14 protein-coding genes are annotated in these 17335 nt (G+C 72.2%); 7 read left to right on the forward strand and 7 right to left on the reverse strand.

What is annotated here, in order from left to right; translation table 11 throughout:
• Position 1: 1 nt before the first annotated feature.
• Positions 2–1390, reverse strand: coding sequence for an FAD-dependent monooxygenase (locus ACZ4XD_RS26370; RefSeq protein ID WP_468046018.1), 1389 nt, complete (start codon positions 1388–1390; stop codon positions 2–4).
• Positions 1391–1636: 246 nt separating this feature from the next.
• Here ACZ4XD_RS26370 and ACZ4XD_RS26375 point away from each other — a divergent pair, with 246 nt between their 5' ends.
• Complete coding sequence (locus tag ACZ4XD_RS26375) at positions 1637–2410, forward strand: VOC family protein (RefSeq protein WP_468046020.1); 774 nt, start codon at positions 1637–1639, stop codon at positions 2408–2410.
• 111 nt (positions 2411–2521) lie between these two features.
• Here ACZ4XD_RS26375 and ACZ4XD_RS26380 read toward each other — a convergent pair whose 3' ends face one another.
• Positions 2522–3706, reverse strand: coding sequence for a thiolase C-terminal domain-containing protein (locus ACZ4XD_RS26380; RefSeq protein ID WP_468046022.1), 1185 nt, complete (start codon positions 3704–3706; stop codon positions 2522–2524).
• Between the two features lie 303 nt (positions 3707–4009).
• Here ACZ4XD_RS26380 and ACZ4XD_RS26385 point away from each other — a divergent pair, with 303 nt between their 5' ends.
• The 4 genes from ACZ4XD_RS26385 (at position 4010) to ACZ4XD_RS26400 (ending at position 8437) form a co-directional block, all read left to right on the forward strand.
• Complete coding sequence (locus ACZ4XD_RS26385) at positions 4010–5689, forward strand: IPT/TIG domain-containing protein (RefSeq protein WP_468046024.1); 1680 nt, start codon at positions 4010–4012, stop codon at positions 5687–5689.
• A 209-nt stretch (positions 5690–5898) separates the two neighbouring features.
• Positions 5899–6396, forward strand: coding sequence for an allene oxide cyclase barrel-like domain-containing protein (locus tag ACZ4XD_RS26390; RefSeq protein WP_468046026.1), 498 nt, complete (start codon positions 5899–5901; stop codon positions 6394–6396).
• 215 nt (positions 6397–6611) lie between these two features.
• Positions 6612–7967: an acyl-CoA dehydrogenase family protein gene (locus ACZ4XD_RS26395; protein ID WP_468046028.1), complete on the forward strand. Its 1356-nt coding sequence runs from the start codon at positions 6612–6614 to the stop codon at positions 7965–7967.
• The gene (locus ACZ4XD_RS26400; protein ID WP_468046030.1) at positions 7967–8437 is read left to right on the forward strand and encodes a nitroreductase family deazaflavin-dependent oxidoreductase; all 471 of its coding nucleotides are present in this window, start codon (positions 7967–7969) and stop codon (positions 8435–8437) included. The genes ACZ4XD_RS26395 and ACZ4XD_RS26400 overlap by 1 nt, the downstream gene beginning before the upstream one ends.
• 211 nt (positions 8438–8648) lie before the next feature.
• Here the strand turns inward: ACZ4XD_RS26400 and ACZ4XD_RS26405 are convergent, their stop codons facing one another.
• A complete protein-coding gene (locus tag ACZ4XD_RS26405) occupies positions 8649–9296 on the reverse strand; it encodes a TetR family transcriptional regulator (protein WP_042156052.1) in 648 nt (215 codons plus the stop codon).
• Between the two features lie 940 nt (positions 9297–10236).
• Here ACZ4XD_RS26405 and afsK point away from each other — a divergent pair.
• Positions 10237–12879 carry a protein serine/threonine kinase AfsK gene (gene afsK / locus ACZ4XD_RS26410; RefSeq protein WP_468046032.1) on the forward strand — a complete coding sequence of 881 codons (2643 nt, stop codon included), beginning with the start codon at positions 10237–10239 and terminating at the stop codon, positions 12877–12879.
• Positions 12880–12995: 116 nt separating this feature from the next.
• Here afsK and ACZ4XD_RS26415 read toward each other — a convergent pair whose 3' ends face one another.
• Positions 12996–13955 carry a hypothetical protein gene (locus ACZ4XD_RS26415; protein WP_468046034.1) on the reverse strand — a complete coding sequence of 320 codons (960 nt, stop codon included), beginning with the start codon at positions 13953–13955 and terminating at the stop codon, positions 12996–12998.
• Between the two features lie 207 nt (positions 13956–14162).
• On the opposite strand from ACZ4XD_RS26415, the gene ACZ4XD_RS26420 reads away from it, so the two are divergent.
• Positions 14163–14699, forward strand: a complete 537-nt coding sequence (locus ACZ4XD_RS26420; protein WP_245698595.1) for a hypothetical protein — start codon at positions 14163–14165, stop codon at positions 14697–14699.
• Between the two features lie 23 nt (positions 14700–14722).
• On the opposite strand, the gene ACZ4XD_RS26425 is transcribed toward ACZ4XD_RS26420, so the two are convergent.
• The 3 genes from ACZ4XD_RS26425 to ACZ4XD_RS26435 form a co-directional block, all read right to left on the reverse strand.
• Positions 14723–15553 (reverse strand): enoyl-CoA hydratase/isomerase family protein, encoded by an 831-nt coding sequence (locus ACZ4XD_RS26425; protein ID WP_468046036.1) that lies wholly within the window; start codon positions 15551–15553, stop codon positions 14723–14725.
• A complete protein-coding gene (locus tag ACZ4XD_RS26430; RefSeq protein WP_468046038.1) occupies positions 15550–16032 on the reverse strand; it encodes a Zn-ribbon domain-containing OB-fold protein in 483 nt (160 codons plus the stop codon). The genes ACZ4XD_RS26425 and ACZ4XD_RS26430 overlap by 4 nt, the downstream gene beginning before the upstream one ends.
• Before the next feature lie 120 nt (positions 16033–16152).
• Positions 16153–17304: a lipid-transfer protein gene (locus ACZ4XD_RS26435; protein WP_468046040.1), complete on the reverse strand. Its 1152-nt coding sequence runs from the start codon at positions 17302–17304 to the stop codon at positions 16153–16155.
• Positions 17305–17335: the final 31 nt, after the last annotated feature.

Consider the following 17335-nt stretch of genomic DNA (forward strand, 5'->3'; position numbering starts at 1 on the left):
GTCAGGCAGCGTACGTCGGGCTTCCGGTGGCAGGAGCGCGCCCGGTGGCCGGAGTGCGCTCGGTGGCCGGAGCGTGGCCGGTGGCCGCGGCGGGAGCGTGCCCGGCGGTCGCGGCCGGTGCCGGATGGTCCTTGAGGGTGATCGCGTTGGCGCCCCGCTGCACCTCCTCGGCGATCTTCTTCGCGACCAGGTTCTTCCACGGCATGTACGGCAGGATCCGCATCATCAGATGCCGGAACCGGATCTGCCGCCGGGTGTCCGCCGTCATCTCCTTGGCGAACCTCGCGGCCAGCGCGTGGTTCACCGCGACATAGCCGCGCATCTCCTTCTCATAGCGGTCGAACGCCTCCTCCGGCCCGCGCCCGGCCGCCGCGAGCTCCCCCGCCAGCACATACGCGCCGACCAGCGCCATCCCCGTGCCCTGCCCCGAGGCCGGTGAGGCGCAGTGCGCGGCGTCGCCGAGCAGCACCACCCGGCCGCGCGACCAGCGGTCCATCTCGATCAACTGGAGCCCGTCGAAGTAGAAGTCGTCCGCCGCACGGGCCGCTTCGAGCAGCCGCGGGATCTGCGTCCAGCCGCCGGACGGGCGGACGCCGACATCCTTGAACGCGGCGTCGAGCAGCGCCAGTTGCTGGGCGGATTGCCGGTGGTCGTGGGCCAGCCGCGGCGAGCGGAAGGTGAGCAGGCCCTTGGCCGCCGGGTCCCCGGCCGAGCTGTAGACGCAGCTCAGCCTGCCGGGTACCGCGTGGTACAACTCCTCGCGGTCCAGGCCGAGTTCGTTCGGCAGCGAGAACGCGGAGATATACGCCCCGAGGTGCCGTACGAACTGCTCCTCCGGGCCGAAGGCCAGCCGCCGGACGTTCGAGTGCACACCGTCCGCGCCGACGACGAGGTCGAAGCGGCGCGGCGCACCCCGCTCGAAGGTGACCTCGACGCCGCCACCGTGGTCGTCAGCGTCCGGCCGCTCGGTGAGCGAGGTGATCGAGTCGCCGAAGACGTACTCGACGTCCGCCCGGGTGCGTGCGTAGAGGATGCGCGCCAGGTCACCCCGCATGATCTCGTCGTCCCGGCCGACCCGGGCGCCGAAGAGGGCGGCGGGGAGGGTGGCGATCCGCTTGCCGTCGTCGTTCACATACGCGCCGGTCCGCATGTCCGTACTGGCGCGCTGGATGTCCGCCAGGATTCCCATCCGTTCGGCGACCTCGACCGCCGCGCCCCGGATGTCGACCTTGTAGCCGCCGGTCCGCAGCTCGGGGGCGCGCTCGACGACGGTCACCGCGAAGCCGTAGCGGTGCAGCCAGTGGGCGAGCGCCGGCCCGGCGACGCTCGCGCCGGAAATCAGCACGGTCCGGGGGCTGGTGCGGGAGGACGGCGAAACGGTGCCGGACATGGCGGGGTTCCCTTCGGGGTCGTGGTGCTCCTGCATGCACTGCGCCACGGGGCCGCGGCGCTCGGTCGTGGTGCACTCGCTGACCGGTGCCCCGAACTATACGAGCGTCTTAAACGCTTGTCTATGACGTTTGTTCAAGGGGTGTGCGAAGGCCGGCCGGATCTCCGTCGCCTCTAGGACGCGTCCTGTCCTAGAGGCTCACTACCGTCGATGCGTACGGGCAATGGCACTGCGAAGGGGCAGACGTTGAGTGAGATCAGCAGCAATCAGCCGCTCGGTACGCCGACGTGGATCGATCTCGGGGTCCCCGACCTCGGCCGGGCGAAGGAGTTCTACCGCGCGCTCTTCGGCTGGGAGTACGAGGAGCGGTCGGCGGCGACCGGCCCCTTCACCCTGTGTCTGCTGCGCGGCCGGCGGGTGGCGGCGCTGCGGCCGGTCTCCGCCGCGGACATCGAGGGCGAGTCCTGGTGGCTGCCCTACCTCGCCACGGACGACTGCGACGCCCTGGCGAAGCGGATCGCCGAGTGCGGCGGGACGGTGACGGTGCCGCCCTCGGACGTGGCGGGACTGGCCCGTACGGCCGTCGTCACGGACCCCGTCGGCGCCCGCTTCGGGCTCTGGCAGGGACGTACGCTGCCGGGCTGCGAGCTGGTCAACGAGCCCAGCACACTGATCCGCAACGACCTCGCGTCCCCGGACCCCGAGCCCGCCCGCCGCTTCTACGCCGCCGTCTTCGACTTCACCCTCGACGGCAACGACGATCTCCCCGACGTCGACTTCACCTTCCTGCGCCGGCCCGACGGCCATGAGATCGGCGGCGTCTTCGGCGATCCCGCGGCCCGCGCGTCCCGCTGGCAGACCGTGTTCGAGGTGGCGGACACCGACGACGTGGCGGCCCGCGCCATCGCCGCCGGCGGCACGGCCGGCACCCCCGAGGACGCCCCGTACGCCCGCATGGCCGCGCTCACCGACCCCTTCGGCACGGCCTTCAGCATCGGCACCCGCCCGGCCGCCGACTGAGCAACGGCCGGTCTCCCGGGCTCCCCCCGGTCCCCGGCGCCGGGCCCGGCCGCGAGTCTCCGCCGGGACTCCCGCCGGGCCCGGCCTCCCGGGGCCGTCACGGGCCCCGCCTCACCCCCGCCCCAACACGACCGTTCCCGACGAACAGAACCAGCCGCCGGTGCCGGAGGCGACCGCGAGCTGGGGCAGCCGGCCGCCGGGTTTGCGTACCTGGCGGTCCGGGCCGGCCTCGCCGCGCAGCTGGCGTACCGCCTCGACCAGCAGGAACAGCCCCCGCATCCCCGGGTGGCAGGCGGCCAGCCCGCCGCCGTCGGTGTTGACCGGCAGCTCCCCGTCCCGCAGCAGCCGCCCCTCCCCGACGAACGCACCGCCCTCGCCCTTGGCGCAGAAGCCCAGGTCCTCCAGCGTCACCAGGGTCATATAGGTGAAGGCGTCATAGAGCTCGGCGAGGTCGATGTCGGCGGGGCGGACCCCGGCGCGGTCGAAGGCCAGCCGGCCGGAGACCGCGGCGGGGGAGACGGTGAAGTCGTCCCACTCCGACATGGTGGTGTGGGACACCGCGGTGCCCGAACCGAGCACCCAGACCGGGGGTTTGGCCAGGTCGGGGACGTAGTCCTCGGCGACGAGCAGGACCGCGCAGCCGCCGTCGGAGCGGATGCAGCAGTGCAGTTTGGTGAACGGATCGGCGATCACCGGCCCGTCCAGCACGTCGTCGACGGTGATCGGGTCGCGGTACAGGGCGTCCGGATTGGCCGCCGCGTTGGTGCGTGCCTGCACCGCGACCTGGGCCAACTGCTCCAGGGTGGTGCCGTATTGGTGCATATGGCGGCGGGCGGCCATGGCGTATTTGGCGATCAGGGTGTGCCCGTAGGGGGCCTCGAACTGGAGCGGGCCCCGGGCGCCGAAGGACAGGTTGGCGGTGCGCCGCCCGGCCTTGATGTCGGCGCGGGCGGTGGAGCCGTAGACCAGGAGTACGGCGTTGGCATGGCCGGCGGCGATCGCGTCGGCGGCGTGCGCGGCGAGCACTTCCCAGGTGGCGCCGCCGACCGAGGTCGAATCGACCCAGGTGGGGCGCAGTCCCAGGTACTCGGCGACCTCGACGGGCGCGAGGGTGCCCAGACCGGCCGAGGCGAAGCCGTCGATCACCGCCCGGTCCAGTCCGCTGTCGGCGAGTGCCCGGCGGGCGGCCTGGGCGTGCAGGGCGTACGGGGTGGCCCGGTCCACGCGTCCGCAGTCGGACAGCGCGACTCCGGCGACGGCGACCTTGCGATGCCCGTAAGTGGTCCCTGAGGTCATGAATCTGACGGTACATCAGATCTGGTGGAGCGGGCAGGGTGCGGGATGCGGCTCCGGAGGCCCCGCCCCGCCGCCGCGCCGTCGCGGCCCCGGCGCCCTCAGTAGACGGCTTAAAGCGATTATCCGAGAATCGGAGGTTTCCGGCGGCCTTCAAATGACTCCCGGGGAGCGGTATTCTCACATCGCTTTGTGCATTTCACCGGCCGCTTCCCGGCCGGTTGACTGCTCGCTGTTTGCCCATGCGGCGGAGCAGACATTTCCATGCGCGGGACAAGATTGTTCCCGCCTGCCTCAGGGAGTGTCATGTTCGCCTTTACCCCACATATTTCGGTGCCTGCGCCGGCCCGGAGTCCGGGATTACTTGCCGAATTTGTGGCAGGAACCGTTATTCCCGTGGGTACGCTTCCCCAGGGAATTACCCTTACGCCTGACGGGTCCCGTGCCTATGTCGCCAACCGGGCCTCGAACACGGTCAGTGTGATCGACACCGCCACCGACACCGTCACGGACACCATCCCCACGGGGGCCGGACCCACCTCCGTGGCGATCAGTCCGGACGGCACCCGTGGCTATCTGACCGTCGCCGACGCCGGTCTCGTCAGCGTGATCGACACCGCCACGAACACCATCCTCACGGACATCCCGGTGAGTGGGGGACCCGTGGAGGCGGCGGTCACCCCGGACGGCACCCGCGTCTATGTGACACAGCAGGCCGGGACCACGGTGAGCGTGATCGACACCGCCACGAACACCGTCACCGACACCATCCCCGTCGACGCCGGGGGGACCGGCGTGGTCATCACCGCGGACGGGACCCGTGCCTACGTCGCGTGCTTCACGGGCCGCGTCAACGTGATCGACACCGCCACGAACACCGTCACCACGACGATTCTGGCGGGCGATGTCCCCATCCTGCTGGCACTCACCCCCGACGGGACCCGCCTCTACGTCACGACCGTCGGTACCGCCACGATGGCTGTGATCGACACCGCCACCAACACGCTCATCGACACCGTCGGTGTCAGCGCTCAGCCGCGCTTCCCGGCGGTGAGCCCGGACGGCGCCCATGTGTACGTGTCGAATTCCGACCCGGACACGGTGAGTGTGATCGACACCGTCACGAACACCGTCGTCGAGAACATCGGCGTGGGCGACGGTCCCACCGGCCTCGCGGTCTTCCCCGATGGGACGCGCCTCTACGTGGTCAACTCCAACACCGGCACCGTCGGAGTCCTCGCGACGACCGTGATTCCCGACCAGGGGTCCACGGCGGGCGGGGCCCCCGTGACGGTGACCGGTCACCACCTGGCCAACGCCACCGCCGTGCGCTTCGGTACCGCGCAGGCCGCCATCACGGCCAATACGGATACCTCGCTGACCGTCACCGAGCCCGCCGGATCGGGGGCCGTCCCCGTGACCGTCACCACCACGGGGGGCACCGGCATCCTCGGCACCTTCTACTACGTCCCGCCGCCCGCGCTCACCGGCATCAGTCCCGCCTCGGGGCCGGTCGCCGGCAGCGACGACGAGATCACCCTCACCGGCCGCAACCTCGCCGGGGCGATCGATGTGTACTTCGGTACCAGCCGCGCCGTGATCCAGCGCGTCTCCGACACCCAGCTCACCGTGCGGGCCTCCAGTGCCCCGGGGCCGGGCGGCGTCGCCGTCACCGTGACCACCGCGGGCGGGAGCGCCGGGGGCCTGACCTACACCTACGTCAGTTCTTCCACCGTCACCGACGTCAGCCCCAATACGGGCTCGACCTCGGGTGGCACGGTCGTGACGATCACCGGCACCGGCCTGGCCTACACCGAGCAGGTCACCTTCAACGGCGTCCCGGCGCCCTTCGAGATCGTCTCCGACACCACCGTGACCACCACGTCCCCGCCCAGCGGCACCGCCGGCACCGTCCCGGTCACGGTCACCGGCCCCGTCGACAGCCCCACCGGATCGTTCACCTACGTCGGCGGTCCCGGCATCTGATCCGCCGGACGGGCCGCGGAGCCCGGCCGGGCGGACCCCTACGGGCCGCGCGGCACCGGCACACCGAGTTTCCGGCCGACCGGAATCCCGGCCGACGGGCCGGGCGGGAGTCGCGGGGCCCTGCCGTCCACGCGACAGCGGACCGGGAATGAGAGCACCTCACGGCAGCGCGTCAGAGCAATTCCCTTCCAGTCCCAGAGGAGAAAACTGTGCGTCCCTTCAAGCAGATCGTGCTGAGCGCGGCCACCGGAGTGTCGGCCCTCCTTTTCTGCGCACCCGCCGCGACCGCGGCAAGCGGTGCCGACTCCTTTCCCCCGAGAGAGGAAATCTTCCAGCTGGTCGCCAGGCAGACCCAGGGCACGTTCGTCGACGTGGACGGGTCGTCCGGGCCCAGCCAGGGCGATGAATTCGTCGTCAGCGGGAACCTGTTGCGCGCCGGCATCCCGGTCGGCACCTACAGCGAGATCTGCACGCTGACCCGGACCGCTCCGGGTGATGAGTTCGACCTCCAGTGCGCGCCCGTCCTCGCGCTCCCCCTGGGGCAGATCACCGGGCAGGGCCGGTTCACCATCACTTCCGCCGGCCCCGGCGACATCGACCTCGCGATCACCGGCGGCACCGGGCGCTACCGCACGGCCCACGGCCACATCCACGCCACCAACGTCAGTGACACGGAAACGACCCTCATCGTCCATCTCATCCGCTGACCGGCGGCGAGTCCGGGGAGCCGGGTCGCGGTGACGTGACCCGGCTTTGTCCCGCGCTCCGGCGTCCGGCTTCCCCTGGCCCCCGAGGACTTCGCGGACCCGGTGGCCTAGGAAAGTGCACCCCCCGTCCCTACTATGACGGCCCGTCAGATCGGAAGCGGGGAGGGCCCGTCGGACCGGACGGGCGTTGTCGCACGGCCGGGAGGAGCCCGCCGATGGATGCCGCGTTCACCGAGGAGCAGCACGAAATCCGCCGTACGCTGCGCGAACTGCTGCTCAAGCGCTGCGGTCCGGACGAGGTCAAGGCGGCGGTACGCACCCCACCGGGGTACGACACCCAGCTGTGGCAGCAGCTCGCCGGCCGGCTCGGCCTGCCCGGTCTGGCGCTGCCCACGGCGTACGGAGGGGTCGGCTGCGGGCCCACCGAACTCGCCCTGGCCTGCGAGGAAACCGGCCGTGTCGTCCTCCCCTCACCACTGATCGCGACCGCCGCACTGGCCGCCCCGCTCCTCCTCGCGCTGGGCAGCGAGCGCCAGCGCACCGCGCTGCTCCCGGCCCTCGCCGCCGGGGAGCTGACCGCGACACTGGCCGTCCCAGGTGGCCGGCTCGCCACCGCACTGGCGCTGACCGGGCCGAACGACGGCGACTGGGCGGGCGGCGGCCGGGCCGGCGGCATCCAGGCGAGGAGAGTGCCGGAGGAGGGCGCGGCCGCCTCCTCACGGAACGGCGGGCGGCCGGCGGGCGGCGGCTGGCGGCTGTACGGCGAGGCCGGGCAGGTGCTCAACGGGCACACCGCTGAGGTGCTCGTGGTGGCCGCCCACACCGGCGGGTTCGCGCGGAGCCGCACCCTGCTCTTTCTCGTACGGGCGGCGGACGCGGGCGCGGCCCGGCCCGGCGCCGGGCACGGTGTGCCCGGCCTTCTGCGGACCCGGCAGACCGCGCTGGACGAGACCCGGCCAGTGGCACGCCTCGAACTACGTGACGTACCGGCCGAGTTGCTGGGCGAGGGGGAGGGCGACGCGGCGGCGGTGGGCCGGGCGCTCGCCGCGACGGGGCCGGTGGCGGCCGCGGCGCTGGCGGCCGAGGCGGTGGGTGCGGCCGATACGGCGCTGGCCCGTACCGTCGCCCACGTCCAGCAGCGGGTGCAGTTCGGCCGGCCCATCGGCTCCTTCCAGGCGGTGCAGCACCGGCTCGCCGATCTGTATGTGGCGCTCCAGGCGGCCCGCTCCGCGGCGTACTACGCGGCCTGGTCGGCGGGCGGCGGACGGTCCGCGCCCGAGGGGGCCGGGGCGGCCGAGCCCGGGGTGGGGGCGCTGGCGCTCGCCCAGGCGCTGGAGGCCCTGCGGGCGGTGGCGGCCGAGGCGGTGCAGCTGCACGGCGGTATCGGCTTCACCTGGGAGCACGAGGCACATCTGTACTTCAAGCGCGCGGCCTGCGACGAACTGCTGCTGGGGCCGGTGCACCGGCTGCGGGCGCGGGCCGCCGAGGAAGCGGGGCTGTTCCCTGGCGGGGCGGGGGAGCCGGGCGGTGCGCCGGTTCCGGCAGGTGCGCCGGAGACGGTGGAGGTCTGATGCGCCCTGGTGAGCGGTTGCTGATGAAGGTCTCCGCGACCCGTGCGTTCGCCCGGACCGCGCCGTACGTCATCCCCGCGCTGGACCGTGCGATACACCGGCTGACCCGCGGAAAGGTGCTGCTCAGCGCCCGGATGCTGCCCGGCGTGGTGCTGACCGCGACCGGCGCCAGGAGCGGGCGGCCGCGGCGTACCCCGCTGGCGTGCGTACCGGAGGACGACGGCAGCTGGCTGCTGGTCGGCAGCAATTTCGGGCGGCCGGGGCATCCGGCCTGGACCGGGAATCTGCTGAAGAATCCGGAGGCCGAGGTGAGTTGGCGGGGCCGCGACATACCGGTGCGGGCCCGGCTGCTGTCCGGTGAGGAGCGGGCGCTGGCCTGGCGGGCGGCGCTGGTGCTCTGGCCTCCGTACGCGGCGTATCAGGCGCGGGTGACGCGGGAGATCCGGCTGTTCCGGCTGGAGCGGCGCTGACCGGACCGGTACGCCGGGCCGACCGGTGGGCCGACAACGCGCAGCGGGCGCCGTGCCGAACCCCTGAGGGCCGCGCGGCGCCCGCTGCGTGTGCTGTACAGCTATGGCAGGACGGACACAGGACCGATGGCGAACCGTCCCGGGAGCACCGGGACTTCGAGGCGCGGCAGCTTCTCCGGCCGCTTCCCCGACTGCTATCGCGGTGGCTTCGTTATTTGGTCGGCTTCTTTCCGGTGACACCGAGGTGCACCAGCAGCGCCAGATTCGGCTTGAGCTCGGCCTGCTTGACGCCCCAGCTCTGGAAGCCCTTCTGGTGCGCGGCGACCGCCGCCAGCATGGCGACCATGGAGCCGGCGATGGCGGCCGGGCTCACGTCCTTGTCGACCTTGTTCTTGCTCTGCAGGTCCTTGATGGAGTCCGTAAGGGAGTTGGTGACGGCATTGAGGATCTTCATGCGGATCTTGTAGAAACGCTTGTCGCCCTCGGCCGCGCCCAGGTCGACGACGCGCAGAATCGCGTCGTGCTTGCGCCAGAAGGAGAGAAAGCCCTCGACCAGATCCTCCGCGGCCTGCCAGGCGGATTTGCCCACCCAGGAGCGTCCGGCGACAAGATCGGTCAGAGTGGCGCCTTCTTTGGCCATCTCCTCGGCGATTTCGAGGACGGCGCCCTCGACGTCCGGGAAGTACTGATAGAACGTTGCGGGTGAAGTCCCCGCTTTTCGGGCTACATCGATGACCTTGACGTCCCGATAGGGGGACGAACTGAGCATTTCACTGAGGCAGTCGAGAAGCTTTTGCCGCGTCGCCTGTCCGCGGCGGCCGGCAACTCTGCCGTCGACGGTTCGAACTTGTCCTGTCATGCCGTCAGCTTACCGAGGGGTGATCGGAGCGCGATTTGGCTGCCTGCAAATGGGGATGGGGGAGTTAAGGGTGCATGGCCCCGGGGAGTGCCCTGGTGGCGGGCCCGGCCGCGGTCACGGTTCCTATGGCGCCGCTTGGTCCGAACCGGTGAACGGTGTTATCAACAGCCTGTGGACAACTTTGGTGGATAAGCGGTCACCCTCTGTGCAACAAGTGCACCCCGGCGACAGTCGGTTGGACTTCGCCAGCTCCCTTCCGCCGGTCCTGCCACCCCCTTCCCGTGGCACCGGACTCGATTCCCCGTTCGAATTTCTGGCGGGCGGACTACGCGAACCGGCGCTAGCTTGGACATATCGCTGCCGCGGCAGCGACCGCTTTCCGCTGCCCGCACATCAATCAAGGCGCCACGCCCGGCGCGCTGGCACCGAAATGACCTTCGAGCGCGCAGAATTGGGGTCCGGGGCCGCAAGCGACGACGGGGAGGGCAGGCCGGTGGGGGGGGGTGCGTGCGGTCGGTGGAACGGCATGGTTCCGGCCACCGCGGCCACCGGATGCTCCGGGGACTCAACCGATTTCCTCATGTGCGCGTCAAACGGAATGGTGAACGTCCAGATAGTCGGCGGAGCCCCGCGCAGGGGACCCGGAACCGATCGGTAACCCCGTGGTCAATCGCCCGTCGGCGGACGTATCGGAGCACGTCAGGCGGGGTGGGGTGACATCGGGTAACGGGCCGGGTGCGGGCTACGGGAGGTATGCCGTGACACGACGGACAGGCCCCGGGTTCGCAACCGTCGGCTCGGCCAGGAAGAATCAGCACGCGTACGGCCGTTTCGACAGTCTTCGCCGCAAGGCGGGGAGACGCTGCACGGGGCAGTGGCTCTCGGCGGCTCGTGGCTATTGAGAGTCTCTTTTTACGCCCCACGGGGAGGTGGCAGGTAAGTGGTGGAGCAGCTGAAGCAGCTGACGCAGCACGATCCCCGGCGGATCGGCCCGTTCGAGGTGCTCGGTCGTCTCGGGGCCGGCGGCATGGGACTGGTCTATCTCGCGCGCTCGGCGTCCGGGCGGCGCGTGGCGATCAAGACGGTGCGTACCGAGCTCGCCGAGGACCAGCTGTTCCGGGTCCGCTTCACCCGCGAGGTCGAGGCGGCCCGCGCGGTCAGCGGCTTCTACACGGCCGCGGTGGTGGACGCCGACCCGCGCGCGGCGGTGCCCTGGCTCGCGACGGCCTATGTCCCCGCGCCCTCTCTTGAGGAAATAGTCAATGAGTGCGGGCCGCTCCCGGCCCAGGCGGTGCGCTGGCTGGCGGCCGGTATCGCCGAGGCGCTGCAGTCCATCCACGGCGCGGGCCTGGTACACCGCGACCTGAAGCCGTCGAACGTGCTGGTCGTCGAGGACGGCCCCCGGGTGATCGACTTCGGTATCGCCTCCGGGGTGTCCAACACCCGGCTGACGATGACCAATGTGGCCGTCGGCACGCCCGCCTACATGTCGCCCGAGCAGGCCAGGGACTCGCGCAGTGTCACGGGCGCCAGCGATGTCTTCTCCCTCGGGTCGACGCTGGTCTTCGCCGCCACCGGACATGCGCCGTTCCATGGCGCCAACCCCGTCGAGACCGTCTTCATGCTGCTGCGGGAGGGCCCCGACCTGGCGGGCCTGCCGGACGAACTCCGTCCGCTCATGGAGTCCTGTATGCAGATGGAGGCCGGCCAGCGGCCGTCCCCCGCCGACCTGCAGTCCCAGCTCGCACCGCACCTCTTCGGCTCCGGTAGCGACGACAGCGGTACCGCCTCGGCCTGGCTGCCGCCCGGCGCGGTGGGCCTCATCGAGAGCCGGCGCGGCGGCCGTACCGCCGTACCCGGCAACGGCCAGCGGGCCGGTGCCGGCCGCGGTGCCGGCCGCCCGGCGCCCGCCGCGCCGCCGGCCCCGCCCGCCTCGCCCCCGATGCCCGCCGCGCAGCCCGTCCAGGCGCCGCCGCGGCCGGAGAGCGTCCCCGCCGCCGCGGAGTCCGGCTGGCCCGGCCAGATCGGCGCGGGCCCCGGCGCGCACCGCGGCAGCGACCCGCGCAGTGGTCACCCGGGCCCGATGCCGCAGCCCGCGGTGCTCGGCCCGGACGCGTCGACGGCCCGGGTGACCCCGGTCTCCGCGCCGCCGCCGGCCGCCCCGTCCCCCGCCACCGCGCTGTCCTCCGCACCGCCCGTCCCGTCGGCCGCCCCCGGGGGCGGCGCCGCCGGTCCCGTACAGCTCGGTGGTTCGGCCGCGCCCATAGGGCCGGGGCCGCGCGCCGACGCTCCGCCGCCGCGCGCGCAGGCCGGTGCCGCGACGAACTGGGTACGGCCGCCCGGCGCCGGGCCCACGACCGGGGTGCCCCCGCAGGGCCAGGCCAACGGCGGGGAGAGCCCGCCCCGCGGTGAGGCCGCGCCGCCTCCGCCGCCCGAGGCGCCGCCTGAGGCGGGCCGCTGGCGCCCCTGGCGGTTCCGGATGTCGAACGATGTGTGGGGCACCCCCGCCGTCGCCGACGATCTGCTCTACGTCACCTCCTTCGAGGTGCATGCGCTCGATGTGGCCAGCGGGCGCCGCAAGTTCAAGACCCGTGACGTCGCCTGGGCGATGGCCGTCGCGGACGGCCGGATCCACGCCTCGGACGGCCCGAGCCTGTACGCGCTGGACGCCGACGACGGCACCGAGCGCTGGCGGCTGAACACCGAGGGCTGGGTCTACGCCCTCAAGGTCGACCGCGGGACCGTGGTCACCAGCACCCGCGGCGGCGGCGTCCAGGCATGGGAGGCCGCCAACGGCGAGCTCCTGTGGGAGGCCGGCGGCGTCCAGACCGACTTCGAGACCGCCGAGGCCGGGCCCGTGGTGCACGAGGGCACGGTCTTCGTATGGGCCGACGCCCGGCTCAAGGCACTGGAGGCCCGGACCGGCGCCGAGCGCTGGTCGTATCCGGTGGGCGACGCCGCGGCCTGCGGCGGGGTGCCGATGCGGCTGCTGCCGGCGTCGGACGGTGCGGTCTATGTCGTGGCCGGTACCCGGGTGCTGGCGATCGACATCGCGCGCGGCGACGTGCGCTGGCACTTCGAGGCGCCCGCGGTGTTCCTGAGCCCGCCCGCCTTCGCCCCCGGCCCGGCCGTCACCGGCGGCGGGGTCTATCTGGCGGACTACCTCGGCACGGTCTACGCGCTGGATCCGGCGGACGGCCGGGACCGCTGGCGGATCGCCACCGAGGCACGGCAGTCCACCGAACCGGTCCTGGTCGCGCACGGTGCGGTCCATCTGGGCAGTGGCAAGGCGCTCTACACCCTCGACGCGGTGACCGGCACCCCGCGCTGGCGGTTCCAGGCCGGCGCGGAGGTCATCGGCGCCCCGGTCGTCGCGGAGGGCCGGGTGCACTTCGGCTCCGCCGACCACTGCCTCTACACGCTCGATGCGATGGGCGGCCAGCTGCGCTGGAAGCTGGCGACCGGCGGCGAGATCACCGGCTCGCCGGTGGCGGTCGGCGGTGTGGTGTACGCGTGCAGCAAGGACCGTTGTGTGTACGCGCTGGACGCGGCCAAGGGGACGGGGCTGGCGCGGCGGTCGTGAGGCGGGGGCGGGCTGTGCGCTGTTTCCCGTAGGGGCTGGGCCGCGTGCGCTACCCGTAGGGGACGGGCCGTCGCCCAGGTGTCGGGCCGGTCGTCGCCCCGTATCTGCCCGTGGGTCTACTCCCGTTCCTCCGGGGGGCGTTCACGCCGTTCGGGGGGCTCGGGCTGTTCGGCCCGGGTGGGGCGCGGCGGACGTTGCTCCCTGCCCCACTCGACCGGTGGTGTGGGCGGCTGGCGATGGCCGGGCCGGGTCGGCGGTGGAGGCGGGGGCGGAGGCCGCTGTTGTTGTGGCTGCGGGGGCGGTTGCTGCGGTTGCGCTTGCGTCCACTGTTGCTGTTGCTGTTGCTGTTGCTGCGGGGGCGGCGGCGGTGGGGGCGGGGTGACCGGCAGGGGCGTGGTGGGGGTGTCCTGCCCCTGCCCGTACGGGCCGCCTCCGGGTCCGCCGGGACCGGTTGGGGGTCCGGCGGCGGGGGTGGGGCCGGTCGGGTACGGCTCCGGATTCCACTCCTCGGCACCGGGGCGGCCCGCGTCCCATGGTTCGGGCGTCCCCGGGGGATAGGGCGTGTACGGGTCGTAGGGCGTGCGCTCGTCGTAGCGCTCGTCGTGCGGATAGCGGCCGTAGTGGCCGTCGTCGTACGGCCGGTCGTCGTAGTCCGAGCCGTAGACCCGTCGGGGGCGGCCCCGCATGATCAGGGCGCCGAGCAGCAGCAGCGCGCCGCCGCCCAGGGCGTTGGCGACGCCCACCCCCAGGCCCCGGGCGCCGGCCGTCAGTTCGCTCGCGGCCTGGCCCTGGCGAACCATCCACAGAATGGTGAACCCCAGCACCACCAGGCCCGCGAGGGCGACCAGCCCCCGGGAGCGCATAGCGACCCCGATCAGGGTCAGCAGGGCGGCGAACGCCATGGGGAGGAGCACGGAACCGAAGAGTGCGGCGCTGTTGCGGGTGACCCCGTTGAAGAGGTCCTCGATGCGCACGTCACTGCCGTGACGGCCGTCGTACCAGGGACGGAAGGGGCTCCAGACGGCGGCCGCCGCTCCGGCGAGGGCGATCAGCGACCCGAGAACGTTGCGCACCACGGGCGTCGCCTCGCTTCGGGTCGTACCGGTCATCCTCCGGGACCGACGCTACGCCTGCGCCCTGGTACTCGCGAGCCACATACGCCCGCCCGCGTTGCCGGGGCCCGTAAGGGGTGTCACCCGCGCTTGCTAGGGTGCCGTGCACGCGTCAATTGAAGAGTGATGAGCTCAGAGTTTTCACGGGGGATGGGCAGAATGAAGCAGCGCATGCGCAGGAGCACGGGCATCCGCGGGGGCGCCCGTACGGGTATCAGGGCAGCGGTCGCGGCCGGGCTGGCGCTGGTGACGGTGGCGACGGTGAGCGGCTGCGCCTTCGGCCGGCCCCGGGTGAAGGTGCCGGTCTCCTTCCCGAGCCCCACGTACTCCAGCTCGTACGACGCGTCCGCGTCCCCGGCGTACGAGCCCACCTACTCGCCCTCGCCGACCCAGGAGACCTACGACCCGGACGGGCGGTCGGATGTCAGGGGCAGCAACTGCGACTTCTCCGATTCGCTGCGCCAGTTCACCTACACGGTCTCCATCACCAACCCGTCGATGAACGATTCCTTCTCCTACGACATGGCCGTCAACTGGATGAAGGCGAAGCCGGCCGACGGCAAGGCGTACGGGCTGCACGAGCGCTCGATCACCGTCGGCCCCGGCGACACCGAGACGTACACCGCCAAGTACACCGTCAATCAGTCCTCCATCGGGCAGTTCTGGTTCACCTGCGAGATCACCCGGGCGCACAAGACCCGTATGTGACGCACCGGACCCGTAGGTGGGGGTCACCTGACCAAGGGGTGACCGCTCCGGCCGCTGTCCTGCCCGCCGTCCTGCCTCCCGTCCCGGTCGCCGGGCCGGCCGTCGCGCCGCTTCCGGTCGGCGAACAGTCCGGCCTGGCGGTCCGGCGGCAGATTGCCCAGCGCGATCAACTGGGGGGCGTGCGCCAGGGCCTGCGATCTGGCCGCCTCCTTGGCCGCCCACAGGGCGCGTACCGTGCCCTGGACCGCCCCGGTCGGCTGGGCGGCGAGCACCGCCGCGCGGCGCAGCGCCACCTCGGCCGCGGCGCCGGGTGCGGTCAGTTCGGAGACCAGCCCGACCTCGTACGCCCGGGAGGCGCCCAGCCGCTCCGCCGTCCCCATCAGGGCCAGCCGGGCGGCCTCCCCGTAGGGCATCCGCTGCGCCATGAAGACCGCCTCGTACGCGCTGACCATCCCGTAGGTGGTGTGCGGGTCGAAGAAGGTGGCGTTCTCGGCGGCGATCAGGAACTCGGCCTCGCCCAGGAGGTAGAACGCGCCGCCGCAGGCCATGCCCTCGACGGCGGCGATGACCGGCTTCCACAGATCGTTGGCCTTCGGGCCGATATGGAGCAGCGGATCGTCGACGGAGTACGGGGAGGACGGCTGGGGGACATCGACGGAGCGGTCGATGCCGGTGCAGAAGGCCCGGCCGCCGGCGCCGGTGAGCACGGCGGCCCGTACGGAGTCGTCGAAGCGCAACTCCCGCCAGATGCTGATGAGTTCGGATGACGTGGCGAGGTCGATGGCGTTGTGCCGCTCGGGGCGGTCGAGGGTGACCAGCGCGACCCCGTCCGCGCTCTCCACGCGAACCGTCATGGCCGCTCCAGGAGCCAGCGGGGTACGGTCACGCCTCCCGGCATGGTGTGGAAGACGGCCTTCACCGGGGCACCGATGCGCAGCCGGGCCGGGTCGACGGAGTTGAGCGGGGCGTCGGCGGCGGTGACGAGGTTGCCGACGAGGCGGATGCCCGGGGCCTCGGCCAGTTCCACCACGATCGCGTTGTAGCCCGGCTGTCCGGCGTACGCGGGCAGCAGCGGCGGATGTGGCAGGACGAAGGACCAGATACGGCCGCGGCCGCTCATCCGCTGCCAGCGGGCGGAGAAGGACCGGCAGTGCGGGCAGCAGGGCCGGGGCGGGAAGCGCAGGGCGTCGCAGTCGGCGCAGGTCTGGATGCGCAGCTCGCCCCGGGCGGCATACTCCCAGAAGGGCGCGCCGTCATCGTCCGGGACGGGAAGCAGCAGGTCGGCGCCGCTGCCGGAGCGATTGTCAGTGGCGGGTGCCACGCTCGGTGTCATGGCATCACGAACGGACTCACGAATGGACTCCCGCACGGACTCACCGCCTGGCTCGCGAACGGGCTCCCGCACGCTTTCCCGCACGGACTCGGGTGCGGCATCACGAGGGCTCATGGCGTATCAACTCCTCAGCAGCAGGGCCGAGGTGGGCACGCCCTCGCCCGCGGTGACCAGACAGGTGGCGGCGTCGGGGACCTGCGCGGTGCTGGTGCCGCGCAGCTGCTTGACGCCTTCATTGATCAGGTTGAAACCGTGCACATACGCCTCGGAGAGACCGCCGCCGCCGGTGTTGAGCGGGAGCCGGCCGCCGATCTCCAGTGCGCCGCCCTCGGTGAAGGCCGCGCCCTCACCACGTCCGCAGAAGCCGTAGCCCTCCAGCGAGAGGGGGATCAGGGGGGTGAAGGCGTCATAGATCTGTGCCACGTCGACGTCCTGCGGTCCGAGGTCGGCGCCTTTCCACAGGTGCCGGGCGGCCGTCCAGGCCGGGCCGGTGAGCGGGTCGTCGGTCCAGTAGTTGACCATGCCGTGGTGCTGGGCGGGCAGGCCCTGGGCGGCGGAGTGGACGTAGACCGGCCGCTGCCGGCAGTCGCGGGCGCGCTCGGCGGAGACCACGACACAGGCCAGCGCGCCGTCGGTCTCCAGGCAGTTGTCGAACAGGCAGAGCGGCTCGCTGATCCAGCGGGCGGTCATATACATCTCGCGGGTCAGCGGGCGTTCGTACATGATCGCGGCCGGGTTCTGGTTGGCCCGGTTGCGGCAGGCGAGCGCGACATTGAAGAGGTGGTCGCGGGTGGCGCCGTATTCGTGCATATAGCGGCGGGCCAGCATGCCGATCTCGTCGGCGGGGCGCAGCAGTCCGAAGGGGCGGGTCCACTGTCCCGGGGTGGGCAGCTGGACCTGGGTGTTCTTCCAGGGGCGCGGTCCCGAGCCGCGTTTGCGGGACCGCCAGGCGACGCCGACGCTCGCCTGGCCGGTGGCGATGGCGGCGGCCAGATGTGCCACCGTCGCGCAGGAACCCCCGCCGCCGAAGCCGACCTTGGAGAAGTGGGTGAGGTCCCCGGCGCCGATGGCCTTGGCTATCTCGACCTCGTCGGTCTCCTCCATGGTGTAGGAGGCGAAGGCGTCCACCTCCGAGGGGGCGATTCCGGCGTCGTCCAGCGCCGCGATGATCGCCCGGCAGGCCAGGGTCTTCTCGGATTCCGGGAGTTGCCGGGCGAACGGGGTCTGTCCGATACCGGCTATCGCCGTAGCGTCCTTGAGGGTCGCCCCCATCGCCACCTCCGTGGTCGGTCGCCAGTGCTGA

It is taken from the genome of Streptomyces sp. NPDC029466, assembly GCF_055574515.1.